The organism is Legionella pelazae, from assembly GCF_052527395.1.
Window position 1 is genome coordinate 189,523 of sequence record NZ_JBNVZS010000001.1, and the last position, 13,869, is coordinate 203,391.

Sequence of the window (13,869 nt, forward strand, 5' to 3'; positions counted from 1 at the left end):
TAAATGCCTACTTTATGGCTTGAGGCATTGTATCACCAATCAAATCATTATTATCTACAAGGTGATTATCTTTTTCCTCAATTCCATAAGAAGTGCTAGTTGATTTATGACCACTATTAACTTCAATTTCCTTTTTGCCTGCAAAAAGGCCTATATTTGCTGTGAGTGTCGAAGAACTGATTTTTTCACCGTCCCTATTTAATGGATTAGGGGGCTGCATTTTTCTTCTGATGACCTCATCATATTCAGAATTAAGCATTAAAAGCTCTAATGGAATATGAGTTACTAAAGCTGGAATCTCTTCCTCCTTTTGCGTGCCACCCTTATTTCTATAACGATCAGACAGAGTCCCTTTTAAATTAAACTCGATGCCTGCTAAGCGATGACCTAATACATTCTGCACAAAATCATCTTCCGTTAAATCACCCTTACATTCGCCACTATAACTGGGTTTCATCCAATCAGGGATAACAATGCCATGCTCTAATAGTTCTTTTCGCCATAATCTTGCCTGCTCACCAATGCTATCATGCCAACTTTGGCCATTCTGATTAATGCCTCTCATAAATATAACTTGCACCGGCTTTTTTATACCTTCCTTAGTAGTAAGTAATGCATTAAAAGCTAGATAAGCCGTATTATAGGGATTTGTTCCTGTATAAGGAGTAGGTTGAGGCAATAAAAAGCGATTACTTAAGTTACTAGGATAGGGTGTTCTGCCCCCTAGAATTGCGACACTTTGCTCATCTAACACAACGAAACTTTGCCCGCGCATACCATTTGTTACATACAAAGGATGTTTTACTTCATCTTTGTTTATGTTTTTGGTTTTTTTTATATTGTTTTCATTACAGTTATTAGCATCAACTGTATTCTTAACCACACTAGCACTGTCTGCTGCTTCAGATAATGCTGATCCTCTTTTCCTACTTAATGGGGAATCTGTAATTGGATCAGTCTTTAAGCTTCCTACATCAATACTTACCGATGTGTACGCTGGTTCACTAGAATGTTGATCTAGAGACGCTTCTTTTATTTGAACTTCAGAGGTGGCAGTCGAAGAAGTACTTTCTGAAGGATTATCCTGTAATTCAAATCGTTTTTGCATAATATACTATTTAATCTTAAATCTTCTGATAACCTAATGTAACACAATCAGCTTAAGGTAAAATTAACTACTTTTTGTTATTAAATTGCACTATTTATCTAAGTAATTTAAAGGCTAATTTTGGTTTACAGTTATCCTTTATTAGATGTATTAATGTCTAAGACTCATTTATATTCTGCAACGCTAGTATTCTCATTCGTGTTAGAAGCAGTCTTATTAAGCCCGCCACCAAAAAATCCAAACATTGATGCTGCTGAGCCAGTAGATAATTTATTTGCGCTTGTGTGGCTACCAGACGTAATAGATAGATTCTTAGTAGGGTCAATTTCCTCTTTATTGAGTACGTCAATATTGCTACCTTCACTACCGGTAATAGAAGCTGATTGAGATTGTTCTTTTAAAACTTCTCCATTTACTTCTCTTACTGGCTCAGGGGTAAGAAGTTTGAGTTCTCGAGCTAGATCATACTTATCTTCTTCCTCCTTGCTACCTTCGCTGGTAGTAGAAGTGGATTGAGACTGTTCTTTTAAAGCTTCTCCATCTAGTCCATCTACTTCTTCTAGAGAGTCAGGCGGGCCAAATTTTAATCCTTTAGCTGTATCATGCTCATCACTTACTTCAAAACATTCCTTAGGAATATGTGTTATTAATTTTGGCGCTTTTTCGCTTCTATAAGTACTCGTTGTTTTAGTACCCTTTAAATTAAAGGTTAACTTTGTTAAAGATTCTCCTAGGGTATTTCGCATGTTGTCTATAGTTAGCTCTGCGTTTTCACTGGCTACATTAGGTCTACATTCGCCACTATAATCACAATCATTATCATAGGTAATGTCCAGTTTTTCTTTTAATAATTCTTTAACACGGGGGTGTCTAGCATTATCTCTAACGCCTGGATGGTGGCTATTTCCATCTTTCTTAATACCTTGTATAAATATAATTTGTATAGGTTTGTTATTTTTATCCCTGCCTTTAAATACAACATAAGCATATTGAAATGCATTAGGCCCAGTATAGGCGTCTTTTTGCTTTAATAAAAAAGAATTACTATTATCTGTATTTCCTCTTATTATACCGGCACTATTAACCGTGCTATTTGCATTTAAAACAATAAAACTTATTCTTGGCACACCGATTATCTCTATAAAAGATGGATCACTTTTATTATCTTTTTGTCTTTTAACTTTGCTATTATTATTGCTAATATCTTGTGATGAAACGGAGCTATCTTCTTCTAAATCCTTATTAGTTCTTTTTTTATTGTTAATTAATTGCGAATTTTCTGTAGTTTGAGATTCTAAATTTTCGCTATTTTCTGACAAATTACCTTCTATCGTAGAATCCAGAATCATAGAATTTTCTACTAAAGGCGTATCAGTGATAGAAGCCGAATTTTCTATTTCTATGGGATTTTTCATGATAAAACGCACTAATTAATTTTAAATTCTAATGATCTTAATGTAGCACATCCACATTAAGATAAAATTAACAATTTTTGCTATTAGCAGGATATTTTTTAATATTTTTTCAATGATTAATCTTAAACTTAGCATTTATTTAGCCTATTTAATTACCTCTGGATACCAACTGTTAAGTCGCCTAAGCCAAAATTAAGAGATAAATTTACCCGGCAAGGTAGGTTAATAATAAATCAATTAGAATTTTCTTAATACACTCTTAAGTATTTTTGTTTATAATGGAACAAAGCCAACCGGAGATTATCATGACCACCAAAAAACCTATTAACCTTAATGAGTATGAGCTGACTGAATTTGATATACCTGTGTTAAGGACAGAGCCAGTTCAAATAGAAAACAAAAAATTTAAATTACCGCAGGCTGAAATTAAGGCTATACTTGATTGCGTTAGCGATGTGGAGCAAGACTTTTCAACAAAAGAACCTGTTAATAGCAAAAAGCACTAATTAAACCTTTCTTATTTTAACCTAGAAAGCTTAAGCGGATAGTCACCGCTTAAGCTTTCTCAATTAGATTTTATTGAATCCAACCTAATATGATTTTTTTATTAACCAGTTCCGAGAATTGCTTTAATTATTCACTCCAGTGATTATTGACGGCATGGATTATGGTAAAAGTAATAAGCCATTCTCTTTAAATTATTTTTTTCTTAGCACATTTGATGTTTTAATAAGGCTCCAATCATTTTTTATTAATGTCTTAAGTTTATGATTTTATATGGTGATCCCGCTTCTGTGTTTGTGCATAAACCTTTTGTTTTATTACTTGAAAAACAAATTCATTTTGTTAATGACCCAATTACTTTATATGATTATGTGAATGATAATTTCCTAAAAGTAAGCCCATTGCAGAAAATTCCAGCGCTGCAAGATGGTAACTTTATGCTTGCCGATTCCTCTGCTATCTGTGCTTATTTGGAAAGAAAATACCCTACACCATGTTTTTACCCTAAAGATAGTCAGGCCTATGCCCAAGCGCTATGGTTTGAAGAGTATGCTGATACCGTTTTATTTACAGCCCTTGCCCCTATTTATTATCAGATGGTGCTTGCTCCCTTATATGGTAAACAAACTAACCTAGGTGCTATTGAAACAACCCTAAAACAGCAATTGCCGCCTGTAGCAACTTATTTAGATAATCAATTGCTAAATAAAAAATATTTAGTAAATAATAATTTTACCATTGCTGATGTCAGTGTGGTCAGTATGTTTTTAAATATGGATTTGGTAGGTTTCCCACTTAATAAAATGGCTTGGCCTCATCTAAGTGCTTATCTAGATCGTCATTTTAAACGAACAAGTTTTAAAGTTTGCCAGCAGGCTGTTAAACATGCTTTAGAAAAAGCTCGAAAAAGCGCTACTACTAATTTGGAATCCTTCATTTAAGTAATGAGTTTATAAGAGTACGCCTTGTAAATAACTAACTATCTTTTCACTCGCATGCCCATCACCATAAGGAGAAATACCTTTAGCGATAGAAGCATAAAATTCTTTATCTTCAAGAAGGCGCGCAACAGTGCTTACAATATTATCTTTCTCAGTGCCGACAAGTAACCCAACTCCTTCTGTAATGATTGCAGGTCTTTCAGTCGTATGTCTTAATACTAAAACAGGCTTACTTAAGGCTGGCGCTTCCTCTTGGATACCGCCAGAATCCGTCATTATCAAAATGCACTGCTGCATTAGATGAACGAACTCTTCGTAACAAAGAGGTGGTATTAAATGAATTTTTGGATTGTTAGCTAACATCTTAGTGATTACTTCTTGTACATGTGGATTGGGATGCACAGGGAAAACGAAATTAATGTTATACTTTCGTGCTAGTGCAATAATTGCTGCACAAATATTTTCTAAATGCTGACCAAAATTCTCACGTCGATGAGCAGTCACTATGATAATATTTTCAAGGTGCTGAAACTGGCCTCGATCGGGGGTATGTTTTAATGTCCAATAAAGAGTATCAATGACCGGATTACCCGTTACAATAATCTTTGCCGGCGAAATATTTTCACGTAATAAATTATCTTTCTCATTATGCGTTGGTGCGAAGTGCCAAGTGGCCATTGGCGCTGTTAGAACACGATTTATCTCCTCAGGATAGGGTTCCCGCACATTATAAGTTCTTAAACCCGCTTCAATATGGCCAAAAAAAATATTATGATAAAAAGCCATCAGTGCGGAAACAAAAACAGTCGTTGTATCACCGGCTGCTAACAATACATCAAACTTTTGTCTTAAAACAAGCGATTCAAGTTTACTACAAAGCCTACTGGTTAAGGTACCTAGCGATTGATTAACAGTCATGGCATTTAAATCAATATCAGGCGTAATTTGGAAAGAGGCTAAAATACCATCTAAAAGATTACGATGCTGAGCTGTATTTATAACAGTCAATTTAGCCCAAGAACAAGACTTTAAGAGCTCAATAACAGGAAACATCTTAATAAGTTCAGGCCTTGTGCCAATAATGCAACCAATATGAACGCATCTTACCATGAATTAATCCCTTAATTAAGTTGGCTAATACATGAATTAAGCTATTTAAATACATTTATTTTCTATTAGTATAGTTACAGTTAGGGAAACTTCTCGTTAAATAACTGCATTGCATTTCTTTTTAGCTCATAGGCAAGTTAAATTACCTTTAAGAATGGGAATTAGTATCGAGGAAGAAGAGGCATTGACCTTAACGATGCCAGCTTATTTAGCGCAAAGTAAAGCCTTAGGACTTAAGGTTGTTTCTATCTTTCCAAAAAATTTAACTAAACATAAGCCCTCTATTACCGGTTTTATTGTGCTGCTTAATGCGACAACCGGTGAACCACAGTTATTAATGGATGGTAGATATTTAACGGCATTGCGTACAGGTGCTGTATCAGGTTTGGCAACCAGGTATTTTGCTAAAAAAGATGCCTCACACTTAGCTATTATCGGCACAGGGGCTCAAGCTTATACGCAATTAGAAGCCATAGCTGCTGTTTGTCCTATTACGCATGTGTCTCTTTGGTCACGTACTGAAAGTAATGCCAAATTCTTTGCAAAAAAAATTGCTAATGATTATGAAGTACAAGTTCATTCCACCATAGCAGCTACCGTTAGAGATGCGGATGTTATTTGTACGGTTACAAGCAGTACAGAGCCTCTAATTGATTTATCTATGTTAAAGCCTGACGTCCACATTAATGCAATTGGTTCTCATACGCCCTTAATGCAAGAAATCGGTGCTGATATCTTGCAACAGGCTGTTGTGATTGTTGATCAGGTAGAAGCGGTATTAAAGGAAGCAGGTGAAATCATTGCGGCCATTAACAATCATCAATTAGAGCAAGAAGCCCTTATTGAAATTGGCCAATGGCTAGTAAATAAAAATAAGAATTATCAAACATCACTTACTGTATTTAAATCCGTTGGTCTTGCCATTCAAGATTTAAGCGTTGCCGAAGTCGTTTATCGGAATGCATTAAGACGGAACTTAGGTTTTACGTTTGTCTTAAGTTAACAAGTCCTAGCCCATAGGCAATTTCCGTAGCTTATAAGGGTTAACTAACTTTATCAAAGAGGCTCCCTATAACTGGCTACAAGACCGCCATCAACAACTAAATCAGAACCGGTAATATAAGTAGCCTCATCACTGGCCAAAAAGCAAGCAGCATAAGCAATATCTAAAGGCGTGCCAATTCGCCCCAAAGGAACTAATGCCTGCCTTTTTTTTAAGTAATCAGGATCCTGACTTAATACCTTATTAAAAATAGGCGTCTCAATATAACCGGGTGAAATGCTATTTACCCGAATACGACGTGGAGCTAAGTCAAAGGCAAAGCTCTTAGCTAATTTTACAATGGCGGCCTTAGTAGAGGAATAAATACTGTGATTACGTATCGTTACATGGGCAGCAACTGATGCAATTAATATAATAGCTGCGCCATCTTTCAAGTGAGAAAGGGCATGCTTCACCGTGAAGTAAGTGCCTTTATAATTGATATTAACCATATAATCAAAATCAGCTTCTGTCATATCAGCAACAGAAACGCGTACCCCTACCCCTGAGTTTGCAACTAAAATATCTATTTTACCAAAGGCTTGCGCAGTCTCTTGAAATAAACGAATTAAATCTTGTGATTTCGTCACATCCCCATTTATGGTAAGGATTTGAGGATGGGTCTGTTTTAACTCAGATAAACTTTGTTCATCGCGAGCAAGGGTAACGACTTTCGCACCTTCTGCTAAGAAATGCTCAACAATCCCGCGACCAATCCCTTTATTGCCACCCGTTATAACGGCTACCTTATTATGTAATCTCATTTATTAATTCTCATGTTATTGGTTTAAATCAGTTTAATATAAAAATAGCTTAGGTATAGTCAAAGTAAAGTTAAATGCTAAGAAATTGAGCTTAAATTAAAAAAGAAATTCCTGCACCAAAATAATGGTCAATATTATATAAATAACCTGTTAAGCGTTGGCCTGCACTCACATCAAAGACAATATGGGGGCGCCATAAATAAAGAAGGCCGACATCTGCATTAAATCCACTACTTTCGGTAGCACCTGTTTTAGTTTGACCGTAAATTTCACCATAGAGTGACAATTTTTCCGTTAACGAATAGGATAAAACCCCATCAGGATTAAAACTATTATAATGTTGCCCCCCAGCGGTTATTGGATCTGATTGGATACTGCCGCCCACTACAAAGGTAAAATTTAATTTATCCGTCATGGTGTAATTAATAATGGCATTAGCAAAACTACCAAGCGCTTTACTGCCAAAATCTCTACTTCCGCCCGCTAATTCAAAGGCACCTTCAATAGTTAATAGCCATTTATCATTAAAACCTACCTGATGTTTAAGACCTATTGTTGAGTTAGAAAATCCTGAACTAACAGGCGAAAATTGATAATTATAATTGGGCAAAACAAAAAAAATTTCACTTTGCATCGGTAGGCCAATACGTAATTCAGACTGAGGAAAATTATGTAAATTACCCCTCCCTGGTGCTAATTTTTGATAATCATAACCCAATTCAAAGTCAATATTTCTAACAGGGATAACGCAGGGACTATCCGCATTGTTTGGTCTATCAACTAAATTGATAAACGCATTTTTGCCTGAGCAAGGATTTGAATCAGCATAAGCGATACTGTTCATACTTAAGAAAGCTATTCCCAAACAACAGGTGCTTATTTGTCTTAGCATTATTCCAATCAATCCATTGCTTTTATCTAACCATAACAAATCTCGTTTTATAAATAAATGTGTTAAAATTTTTTCATTGTTGCTATTTTTGATTTAACTTAAACCCATGTTAATAACGAAACAATTGGCTTATAGCGTTGAAAATTGTATCAAGCAAAGTCATGCTAATCTTACTTATCGTATTCCCAATAGTAGCCTTTTAGAAGTCGGCTCAGGCACGGCTTTTTTCATGGGTCAAACATCATTTTTTTCGCAAGTCATGGGTTGGGGATTTAATTCAAGCGACAAAGAATTTTTAACCCAAATTCAAGCCATAGAAAATTTTTATAAAAAGCTTAATCATCTATCCATTAACATCGAGTTAAGCCCTTTAGTAGGCAATAATATTGTAGAAAAATTAAGTGCCCGAGGTTATTGTGTTTCCGAAGTCAATAACATTTCTCTACTGCAGCTTCAGCTTTCCCATGAAAACATTAGCCCTCTACCCCTTAGCGCCGATTATCAAATTAAAAAAGTCAGTCAGCCTGAATTACAAGCTTGGGCTCACTGTGTTGCTTTAGGATTTGATTGTCCAAAAGCTTGGCAGCAGTTTTATCATTATGCCTGCACTGCCAATGTAACGGTCTTTGGCGCTTACTTTAACGATCAATTAGTGGCAGGTGGCACGATTGCCATTCATCAATCCATTTGTGATTTAGGTATTACAAGCACGCTCCCTGTTCACCGTGGCAAGGGATTGCAAAAGGCACTTTTAGCTTATCGCATTGCTTTTGCAAAGGCCGCTGGTGCCGAAATTGCCTCCGTTACAACTGAGCCTGGTTCTATTTCTGATTTAAATAGCCAAAAGATGGGATTTTTAATTGCTTATACTCGCTTAAAATTTACCCGTTTAATCGCACAATAAGTGCCACGAAATCTTTTAAGCGTATTTATTCACCTTTTCAATGATTACTTGCCAATCAGGGCCGGTTCCTAGCTGATATTTTTTAGCAAAATTACCTTGATTAATACCGATAGCGATATCCATTAAACTATTTAAATAAAGTAATTCTTGCTTATCTTCAACGGCGCTAAAGGTATTTTCGAAAGAAAGCTCACTTTCATACTTTTTCTGCTGTTGGTGCCAAATAGTAACCTTATACGTTTGGCCTGGGGTAAAGCCAAACTGCTTGACCAGCTGCTGGTTAATATCAGTCCACACATTGCCATACTGCGGATCAAATACCATTATTTTACCCTTAAGTTTATTGTTAATAAGTGTTGCTTCTTGATTAGGTAAGGTAACGATAGGTTGAGTAAAAAGCGGTCCGACTTCGGCAAAGGTAATCTTGCCTGAGGCGAGTCGTGCACCTGTATAACCATAAACATCACGCCCATGAAACGTATAAGAGGCTTCAGAGCCTTTTATACGATTAACTGATTCATTAATTAATCGCACTGCTTTAATACCAATTTTATGAGCAACTAAAGTGAGTAAACCATTATCTGGACCTACAAAGTATTGGCCGTTATTTAACTCAGCCACAATCGAATGTCGCTTGCTACCAACACCGGGATCCACAACAGCCACAAAAACTGTTTTACTTGGCCAATAAGGAGCTGCTTGATACAACCGATAGGCACCTTCCCAGATATTATAAGGTGGAATTTCATGAGTCAAATCGGAGATAACTAAACCTTGATCAACAGAGTAGGCAACCCCTTTAATGGCACTGACAGCACTGTCTTTTAAGCCAAAATCCGTTTCTAGGACTAAAATACCAGCTGAAGTGGGCATACCAATAAACAAGGTAAGCGATAACAATAGACTTAAAAGTAATGATTTTCCAAGTTGCATAACGATGCTCTTAAAAATTAAAATCAAATAGTATGTATTTAAATGTTATCTGGCAACTACTTAGCGTTCTTTGCGCTACAAGAAAGATAAGCTATAATCCTTAACTTTTAAATTTAAAGTGAATATGACCCTTTCTTTAGCTAATAAGACTGTATTAATTACAGGTGCCTCAAGTGGAATTGGTGAAGCCTGCGCCAAAGTTTTAGCTGCACAAAACGCTAATTTAATTTTAACTGCAAGGCGTTTAGACCGATTACAAGCATTAACCACGTCGTTGCAAAAAAAACACGCTATAAACGTTTTGCCAATCGAGTTGGATATTCGTGATAAAAATAAAGTTGGAGAATTGTATCAATCGTTACCCACCCAATATCAAGACATAGATATTCTTATTAACAATGCCGGTTTAGCATTAGCAACAGATCCCATCCATGAAGGTGACTTAACTAACTGGGATACCATGATTGACACTAATCTTAAAGGCTTACTGTATATTAGTCGCTATGTGCTACCAAGTATGGTCAAGCGCAACCAAGGACATATTGTGAATATTGGCTCCATTGCAGGTCAAGATGTTTATGCTAATGGTAATGTCTATAGTGCTACAAAGCATGCCGTTAGAGCAATTACGAAATCAATGCGACTTGATTTAGCTGGAACCGGTGTGCGTGTCACTGAAATTGCGCCAGGCGCAGTAGAGACTGAATTTAGTATTGTCCGTTGGAATGATCAAAAACGCGCAAAAAAGTTTTATCAAGATTTTAATCCTCTCATTGCTGAGGATATTGCTGATGCAGTGCTTTATGCAGTCACGCGGCCCTTACATGTAGACATTACTGAAATGACTATTTTGCCGACAGCACAAGCAGCTTGTAGTGTAATCAGTAGAACAGGCAGAAAGTAATTCTTAGTTAGTAAGCAAAATAAAATAGTGCAATAACTCGTGCTACCTTATCATCAGGTCATAAATATTCAGTGCACAGTAGCCTTTCCATCTTCTTATTAGCAGCTATTTAGTCAGTTTTGTCTAGTGTAAAGTTTATTTATTGGTGCAATCGATTTACTTAATCTTTAGTTAAGATTAATAATATAAAATAATAGAACAATATATAAATTTTAAAATCTTTATGAAAGAGAAATATGCTACAGGCAATAGGGCGCTTATAAAAAAATGGCGTCGACAAAAAACGCAATGGGAAATGATATTTAGAGGGGAAGTTCCAGAAACCGATTTAAAAACTTTAATTACCTCCTGGGATGATTTCAAGGATAAAACAATCAGAATAGCTGCACTTCATCCTATGTACCAGATGTATCATCCTGATTTGTGTTTGAAGGAATTATGGGATGAAGTTAGTCTTTTTATGCAGCGGGCGAATAAATTCTTTTTTGGCACAGACTCGCAGATTACGCTAAAGCCATATGAGAAGTTCTCCACGTCAGAAGAAGACATTGCTTTAGTAAAAGCAAATAAAAAATTAGCAGAAAACTTGCCCTCTCAAAAAGTTTTAGTAAAAACGCAACAGGCTATTGCTTTTAAGGCACTAAATAAAATACTTGATCATCATTTAGAAGAACAATTATATAAGAAAGAAAAAAGTCTACGAACCTGTTTTGGTCTATTTCAGCCAAGTAATACTAAGAATCCAGAGGCTATTAATGCCCTTAAATCAGCGCTAAGGGGTGAAGTTGATAAAACTTTATTATTAAAGCACCTCAGTACTTTACGTAGTGGTGAGCTTGGTAAAGCTATTCGGAAATTTGTAAAAGACGGCTCAGCAAATGATATTGTTGGTCAAGAAGTAAAGACTGTCAGAGATTTTATAAAAGCGCTGGCTGGCGTTGTTGTAACGCCATCCTACAACAGTAATTATTGGGCAACGAAAACAAATACCGGCCTGCAACGAATCTAATCTAAAATATTGGCTAGCAATTTAACAAATGCCCTTGAATCATGGATCGACTAACATAGCACCGGCAGCAATTGTGTTGTTTAGTAGCGCTTTAAATACGATATTTTATTTGCACAAATCCACCACTTAAATTCTTTGTTTCCATGTGTTTTAATTGAATATCGTGCGATAAATAGCCAAATAGAGAGCGGCCTGAGCCAATTAAAACAGGGGTAATGGTTATTGTAAGCTCGTGAATTAAGTTTTCAGCTAAAAAACGTTGAATAGTGATGCCACCATCAATATAAAGATGGCTAAACCCTTGGTCAGCTAAACGTTTAACTAAAGCCTTGGGGGTTTCAGAAGAATTTGAGACCTTGTCTTGTAGATGTTTAGGGATCAAGATTGGTTTACTACTTAAGACAATGACTGGCAGATTGCCATAAGGCCACTGCTCAAAGGTCAATACTTTTGCAAATGACTCTCTACCCATCACTAAAGCGTCAACCGTTTGGATAAAAGAATGATACCCACCATCCTCCGTACTAGCAGCTTGTGTATTAGCCTTCATGAGCCAATCAATGGCGCCATCTTTGCGCGCAATAAACCCATCTAAACTAAGAGCAATAAAGACAGAACATTTAATTGGCATCATCTACCTAGTTGACTAGTTACTTAAATTAATTGCTGAAAGAAGCGTTTAAATCTTGGTTTATAATAATTCTCTTTATCCCAAGAGAGCAGTACCCGCTCTGCTCGACCTACAATTTGCTTGCGCGGCACAAAACCAAAATAGCGTGAATCAGCACTGTCATCTCGGTTATCGCCTAACATCAAAAATTGCCCTTGAGGTACAGTGATAGGCCCAAATGTTCGTACAGCAGGTTTAGAGGGCAATGCCATAACACGATGTTCTTTCTTAGCTAAATATTCAGTGGCAATGACTGCTTGGTGTTGTTCATCCTTTGGCAAACTGTATTGAAGAGATTGTTTATCAAGTTGATAGTGCGTGAGATGTCCATTAATCATTAAATAGTTATTTTTCATTGCAATAGTATCACCCGGTATCCCTATGACACGTTTGATTAAACGCTGGCCATCTTGCGGTTTATAAAAGACAACGATATCACCGCGCTTAGGTTCAGCCCAATTAGCAAGATGCTTAGTTGTGAAAGGAATTTTAAGATCATAGGCTAATTTATTAACTAAAATTAAATCACCAACATACAGGGTAGGTTCCATAGAACCAGATGGGATTCGGTTCCAATCAGCAATAGCGGAACGGCCAGCAAAAAGAAAAAAAGCAAGTATTAAAAAATGGATACTTTCTTTAATTGAGTGAATAGTAAGATACTTTTTCTTCATTGTGCTCCCCAGAAATTTTGAATTATTAGAATAACATTTTCCTCTGACTGAAAGCAAAAGCAGCAAGAGCATTTCATTATTAATATTAGTGCTCATTTAATTCATAGTTTGATTACTAAAAATCTTATTGTAAAATATATCTTCATTTTCAGCAGCACGTTAGTTAAGAGGTTTAAATGAAATTTAAGTTAAAAGGGCTAAAACGCGCTCCTTCTTCCAGTTTGGGTGAAGCCTTTGAAAATATTCCTATTAATACTACTGTATTAGTTCTAAGTTGTAACAGACTCTTTAACAAAGGGATCAATGATCTAATTAATGCTTTTAATTTAACTCCAACTACAGTCACCATTCTAGATCTAGGAGGTAACCTTCTTGGGAATATGACCACAGAAAATTTAACTAAATTATTTGCAAGCATTCCGAACAGTATTACAACACTTAATTTGCGAAGAAATAATCTTTGGAATAAAAATGGCAATGACTTGGCAACAGCTTTTACTGCCCTTATGCCTAATGTAAAAAGACTAGTATTAGGCAGCAATAATTTCAAGGATAAAAAAACATCAGATTTAAACCTTGCTTTTAAAGCTATCCCGCAAAGCGTAACTGAACTCGATTTAAGTAGAAGTAATTTAAATCTTTTCTCTTTAAAGAAGCTAAATCAGCTTAAAGGATCTTTGCCTCATATACAAAAAGTGATATTAAGTCATAATGAAATAGAAAAAATGACAGCAAAACAACGTTTAGCATTAGCCAATCTCTTTCCAAATGTCAAAAAATTAGTTTTTATAGATAAACATGGGAAAAGGTTAGCTCCTTATCTAGAATCTAATTTAGCACGAGATTTAGGTTTAAGATTAGATATACCCTCTTTACTTAAACAAGCTTCATTCTTTGTTGCTAAGAACAAAAACAATGAACAATTAAAAAAATGTAACACTATTTTGAATGCTGAAGCGGAGGCTTATGTCGCTTCTGCCTTTTCTTATTAGTAACTTA

The 13,869-nt window shown here is 35.8% G+C and carries 15 protein-coding genes; 7 read left to right on the plus strand and 8 right to left on the minus strand.

The genetic code is table 11. The annotated features are described in order from the left end of the window. Positions 1-7 precede the first annotated feature (7 nt). Complete coding sequence (locus ACQUW5_RS00910) at positions 8-1,108, minus strand: hypothetical protein (protein WP_444989107.1); 1,101 nt, start codon at positions 1,106-1,108, stop codon at positions 8-10. Positions 1,109-1,272: 164 nt separating this feature from the next. Further along, the gene (locus ACQUW5_RS00915) at positions 1,273-2,523 is read right to left on the minus strand and encodes a hypothetical protein (protein WP_444989109.1); all 1,251 of its coding nucleotides are present in this window, start codon (positions 2,521-2,523) and stop codon (positions 1,273-1,275) included. Positions 2,524-2,828: 305 nt separating this feature from the next. Between ACQUW5_RS00915 and ACQUW5_RS00920 the strand changes: the two genes are divergently transcribed. After that, positions 2,829-3,029, plus strand: coding sequence for a hypothetical protein (locus ACQUW5_RS00920; protein WP_444989111.1), 201 nt, complete (start codon positions 2,829-2,831; stop codon positions 3,027-3,029). Between the two features lie 261 nt (positions 3,030-3,290). Further along, positions 3,291-3,968: a glutathione S-transferase family protein gene (locus ACQUW5_RS00925; protein ID WP_444989113.1), complete on the plus strand. Its 678-nt coding sequence runs from the start codon at positions 3,291-3,293 to the stop codon at positions 3,966-3,968. 9 nt (positions 3,969-3,977) lie between these two features. Here ACQUW5_RS00925 and wecB read toward each other — a convergent pair whose 3' ends face one another. Then, positions 3,978-5,078 (minus strand): non-hydrolyzing UDP-N-acetylglucosamine 2-epimerase, encoded by a 1,101-nt coding sequence (gene wecB / locus ACQUW5_RS00930; RefSeq protein WP_444989115.1) that lies wholly within the window; start codon positions 5,076-5,078, stop codon positions 3,978-3,980. Positions 5,079-5,187: 109 nt separating this feature from the next. On the opposite strand from wecB, the gene ACQUW5_RS00935 reads away from it, so the two are divergent. Then, positions 5,188-6,081 (plus strand): ornithine cyclodeaminase family protein, encoded by an 894-nt coding sequence (locus tag ACQUW5_RS00935; RefSeq protein WP_444989117.1) that lies wholly within the window; start codon positions 5,188-5,190, stop codon positions 6,079-6,081. 53 nt (positions 6,082-6,134) lie between these two features. On the opposite strand, the gene ACQUW5_RS00940 is transcribed toward ACQUW5_RS00935, so the two are convergent. Continuing rightward, positions 6,135-6,884 carry an SDR family NAD(P)-dependent oxidoreductase gene (locus ACQUW5_RS00940; protein WP_444989119.1) on the minus strand — a complete coding sequence of 250 codons (750 nt, stop codon included), beginning with the start codon at positions 6,882-6,884 and terminating at the stop codon, positions 6,135-6,137. A 91-nt stretch (positions 6,885-6,975) separates the two neighbouring features. Next, complete coding sequence (locus tag ACQUW5_RS00945; RefSeq protein ID WP_444989121.1) at positions 6,976-7,728, minus strand: transporter; 753 nt, start codon at positions 7,726-7,728, stop codon at positions 6,976-6,978. A 154-nt stretch (positions 7,729-7,882) separates the two neighbouring features. Here ACQUW5_RS00945 and ACQUW5_RS00950 point away from each other — a divergent pair, with 154 nt between their 5' ends. Continuing rightward, complete coding sequence (locus ACQUW5_RS00950) at positions 7,883-8,680, plus strand: GNAT family N-acetyltransferase (protein WP_444989123.1); 798 nt, start codon at positions 7,883-7,885, stop codon at positions 8,678-8,680. Positions 8,681-8,695: 15 nt separating this feature from the next. Here ACQUW5_RS00950 and ACQUW5_RS00955 read toward each other — a convergent pair whose 3' ends face one another. After that, positions 8,696-9,613 carry an SAM hydrolase/SAM-dependent halogenase family protein gene (locus tag ACQUW5_RS00955; protein WP_444989125.1) on the minus strand — a complete coding sequence of 306 codons (918 nt, stop codon included), beginning with the start codon at positions 9,611-9,613 and terminating at the stop codon, positions 8,696-8,698. 124 nt (positions 9,614-9,737) lie between these two features. On the opposite strand from ACQUW5_RS00955, the gene ACQUW5_RS00960 reads away from it, so the two are divergent. Together ACQUW5_RS00960 and ACQUW5_RS00965 are read left to right on the plus strand one after the other, a co-directional pair. Then, positions 9,738-10,517 carry an SDR family NAD(P)-dependent oxidoreductase gene (locus tag ACQUW5_RS00960; protein WP_444989127.1) on the plus strand — a complete coding sequence of 260 codons (780 nt, stop codon included), beginning with the start codon at positions 9,738-9,740 and terminating at the stop codon, positions 10,515-10,517. Positions 10,518-10,740: 223 nt separating this feature from the next. After that, positions 10,741-11,526, plus strand: a complete 786-nt coding sequence (locus ACQUW5_RS00965) for a hypothetical protein (protein WP_444989129.1) — start codon at positions 10,741-10,743, stop codon at positions 11,524-11,526. A gap of 91 nt (positions 11,527-11,617) precedes the next feature. On the opposite strand, the gene ACQUW5_RS00970 is transcribed toward ACQUW5_RS00965, so the two are convergent. Both ACQUW5_RS00970 and lepB read right to left on the minus strand, forming a co-directional pair. Next, a complete protein-coding gene (locus ACQUW5_RS00970; RefSeq protein ID WP_444989131.1) occupies positions 11,618-12,157 on the minus strand; it encodes a dihydrofolate reductase family protein in 540 nt (179 codons plus the stop codon). A gap of 23 nt (positions 12,158-12,180) precedes the next feature. Beyond that, positions 12,181-12,870, minus strand: coding sequence for a signal peptidase I (gene lepB / locus ACQUW5_RS00975; protein WP_444989133.1), 690 nt, complete (start codon positions 12,868-12,870; stop codon positions 12,181-12,183). A 176-nt stretch (positions 12,871-13,046) separates the two neighbouring features. On the opposite strand from lepB, the gene ACQUW5_RS00980 reads away from it, so the two are divergent. Beyond that, a complete protein-coding gene (locus tag ACQUW5_RS00980) occupies positions 13,047-13,862 on the plus strand; it encodes a hypothetical protein (RefSeq protein WP_444989135.1) in 816 nt (271 codons plus the stop codon). The last annotated feature ends 7 nt before the right edge of the window (positions 13,863-13,869 follow it).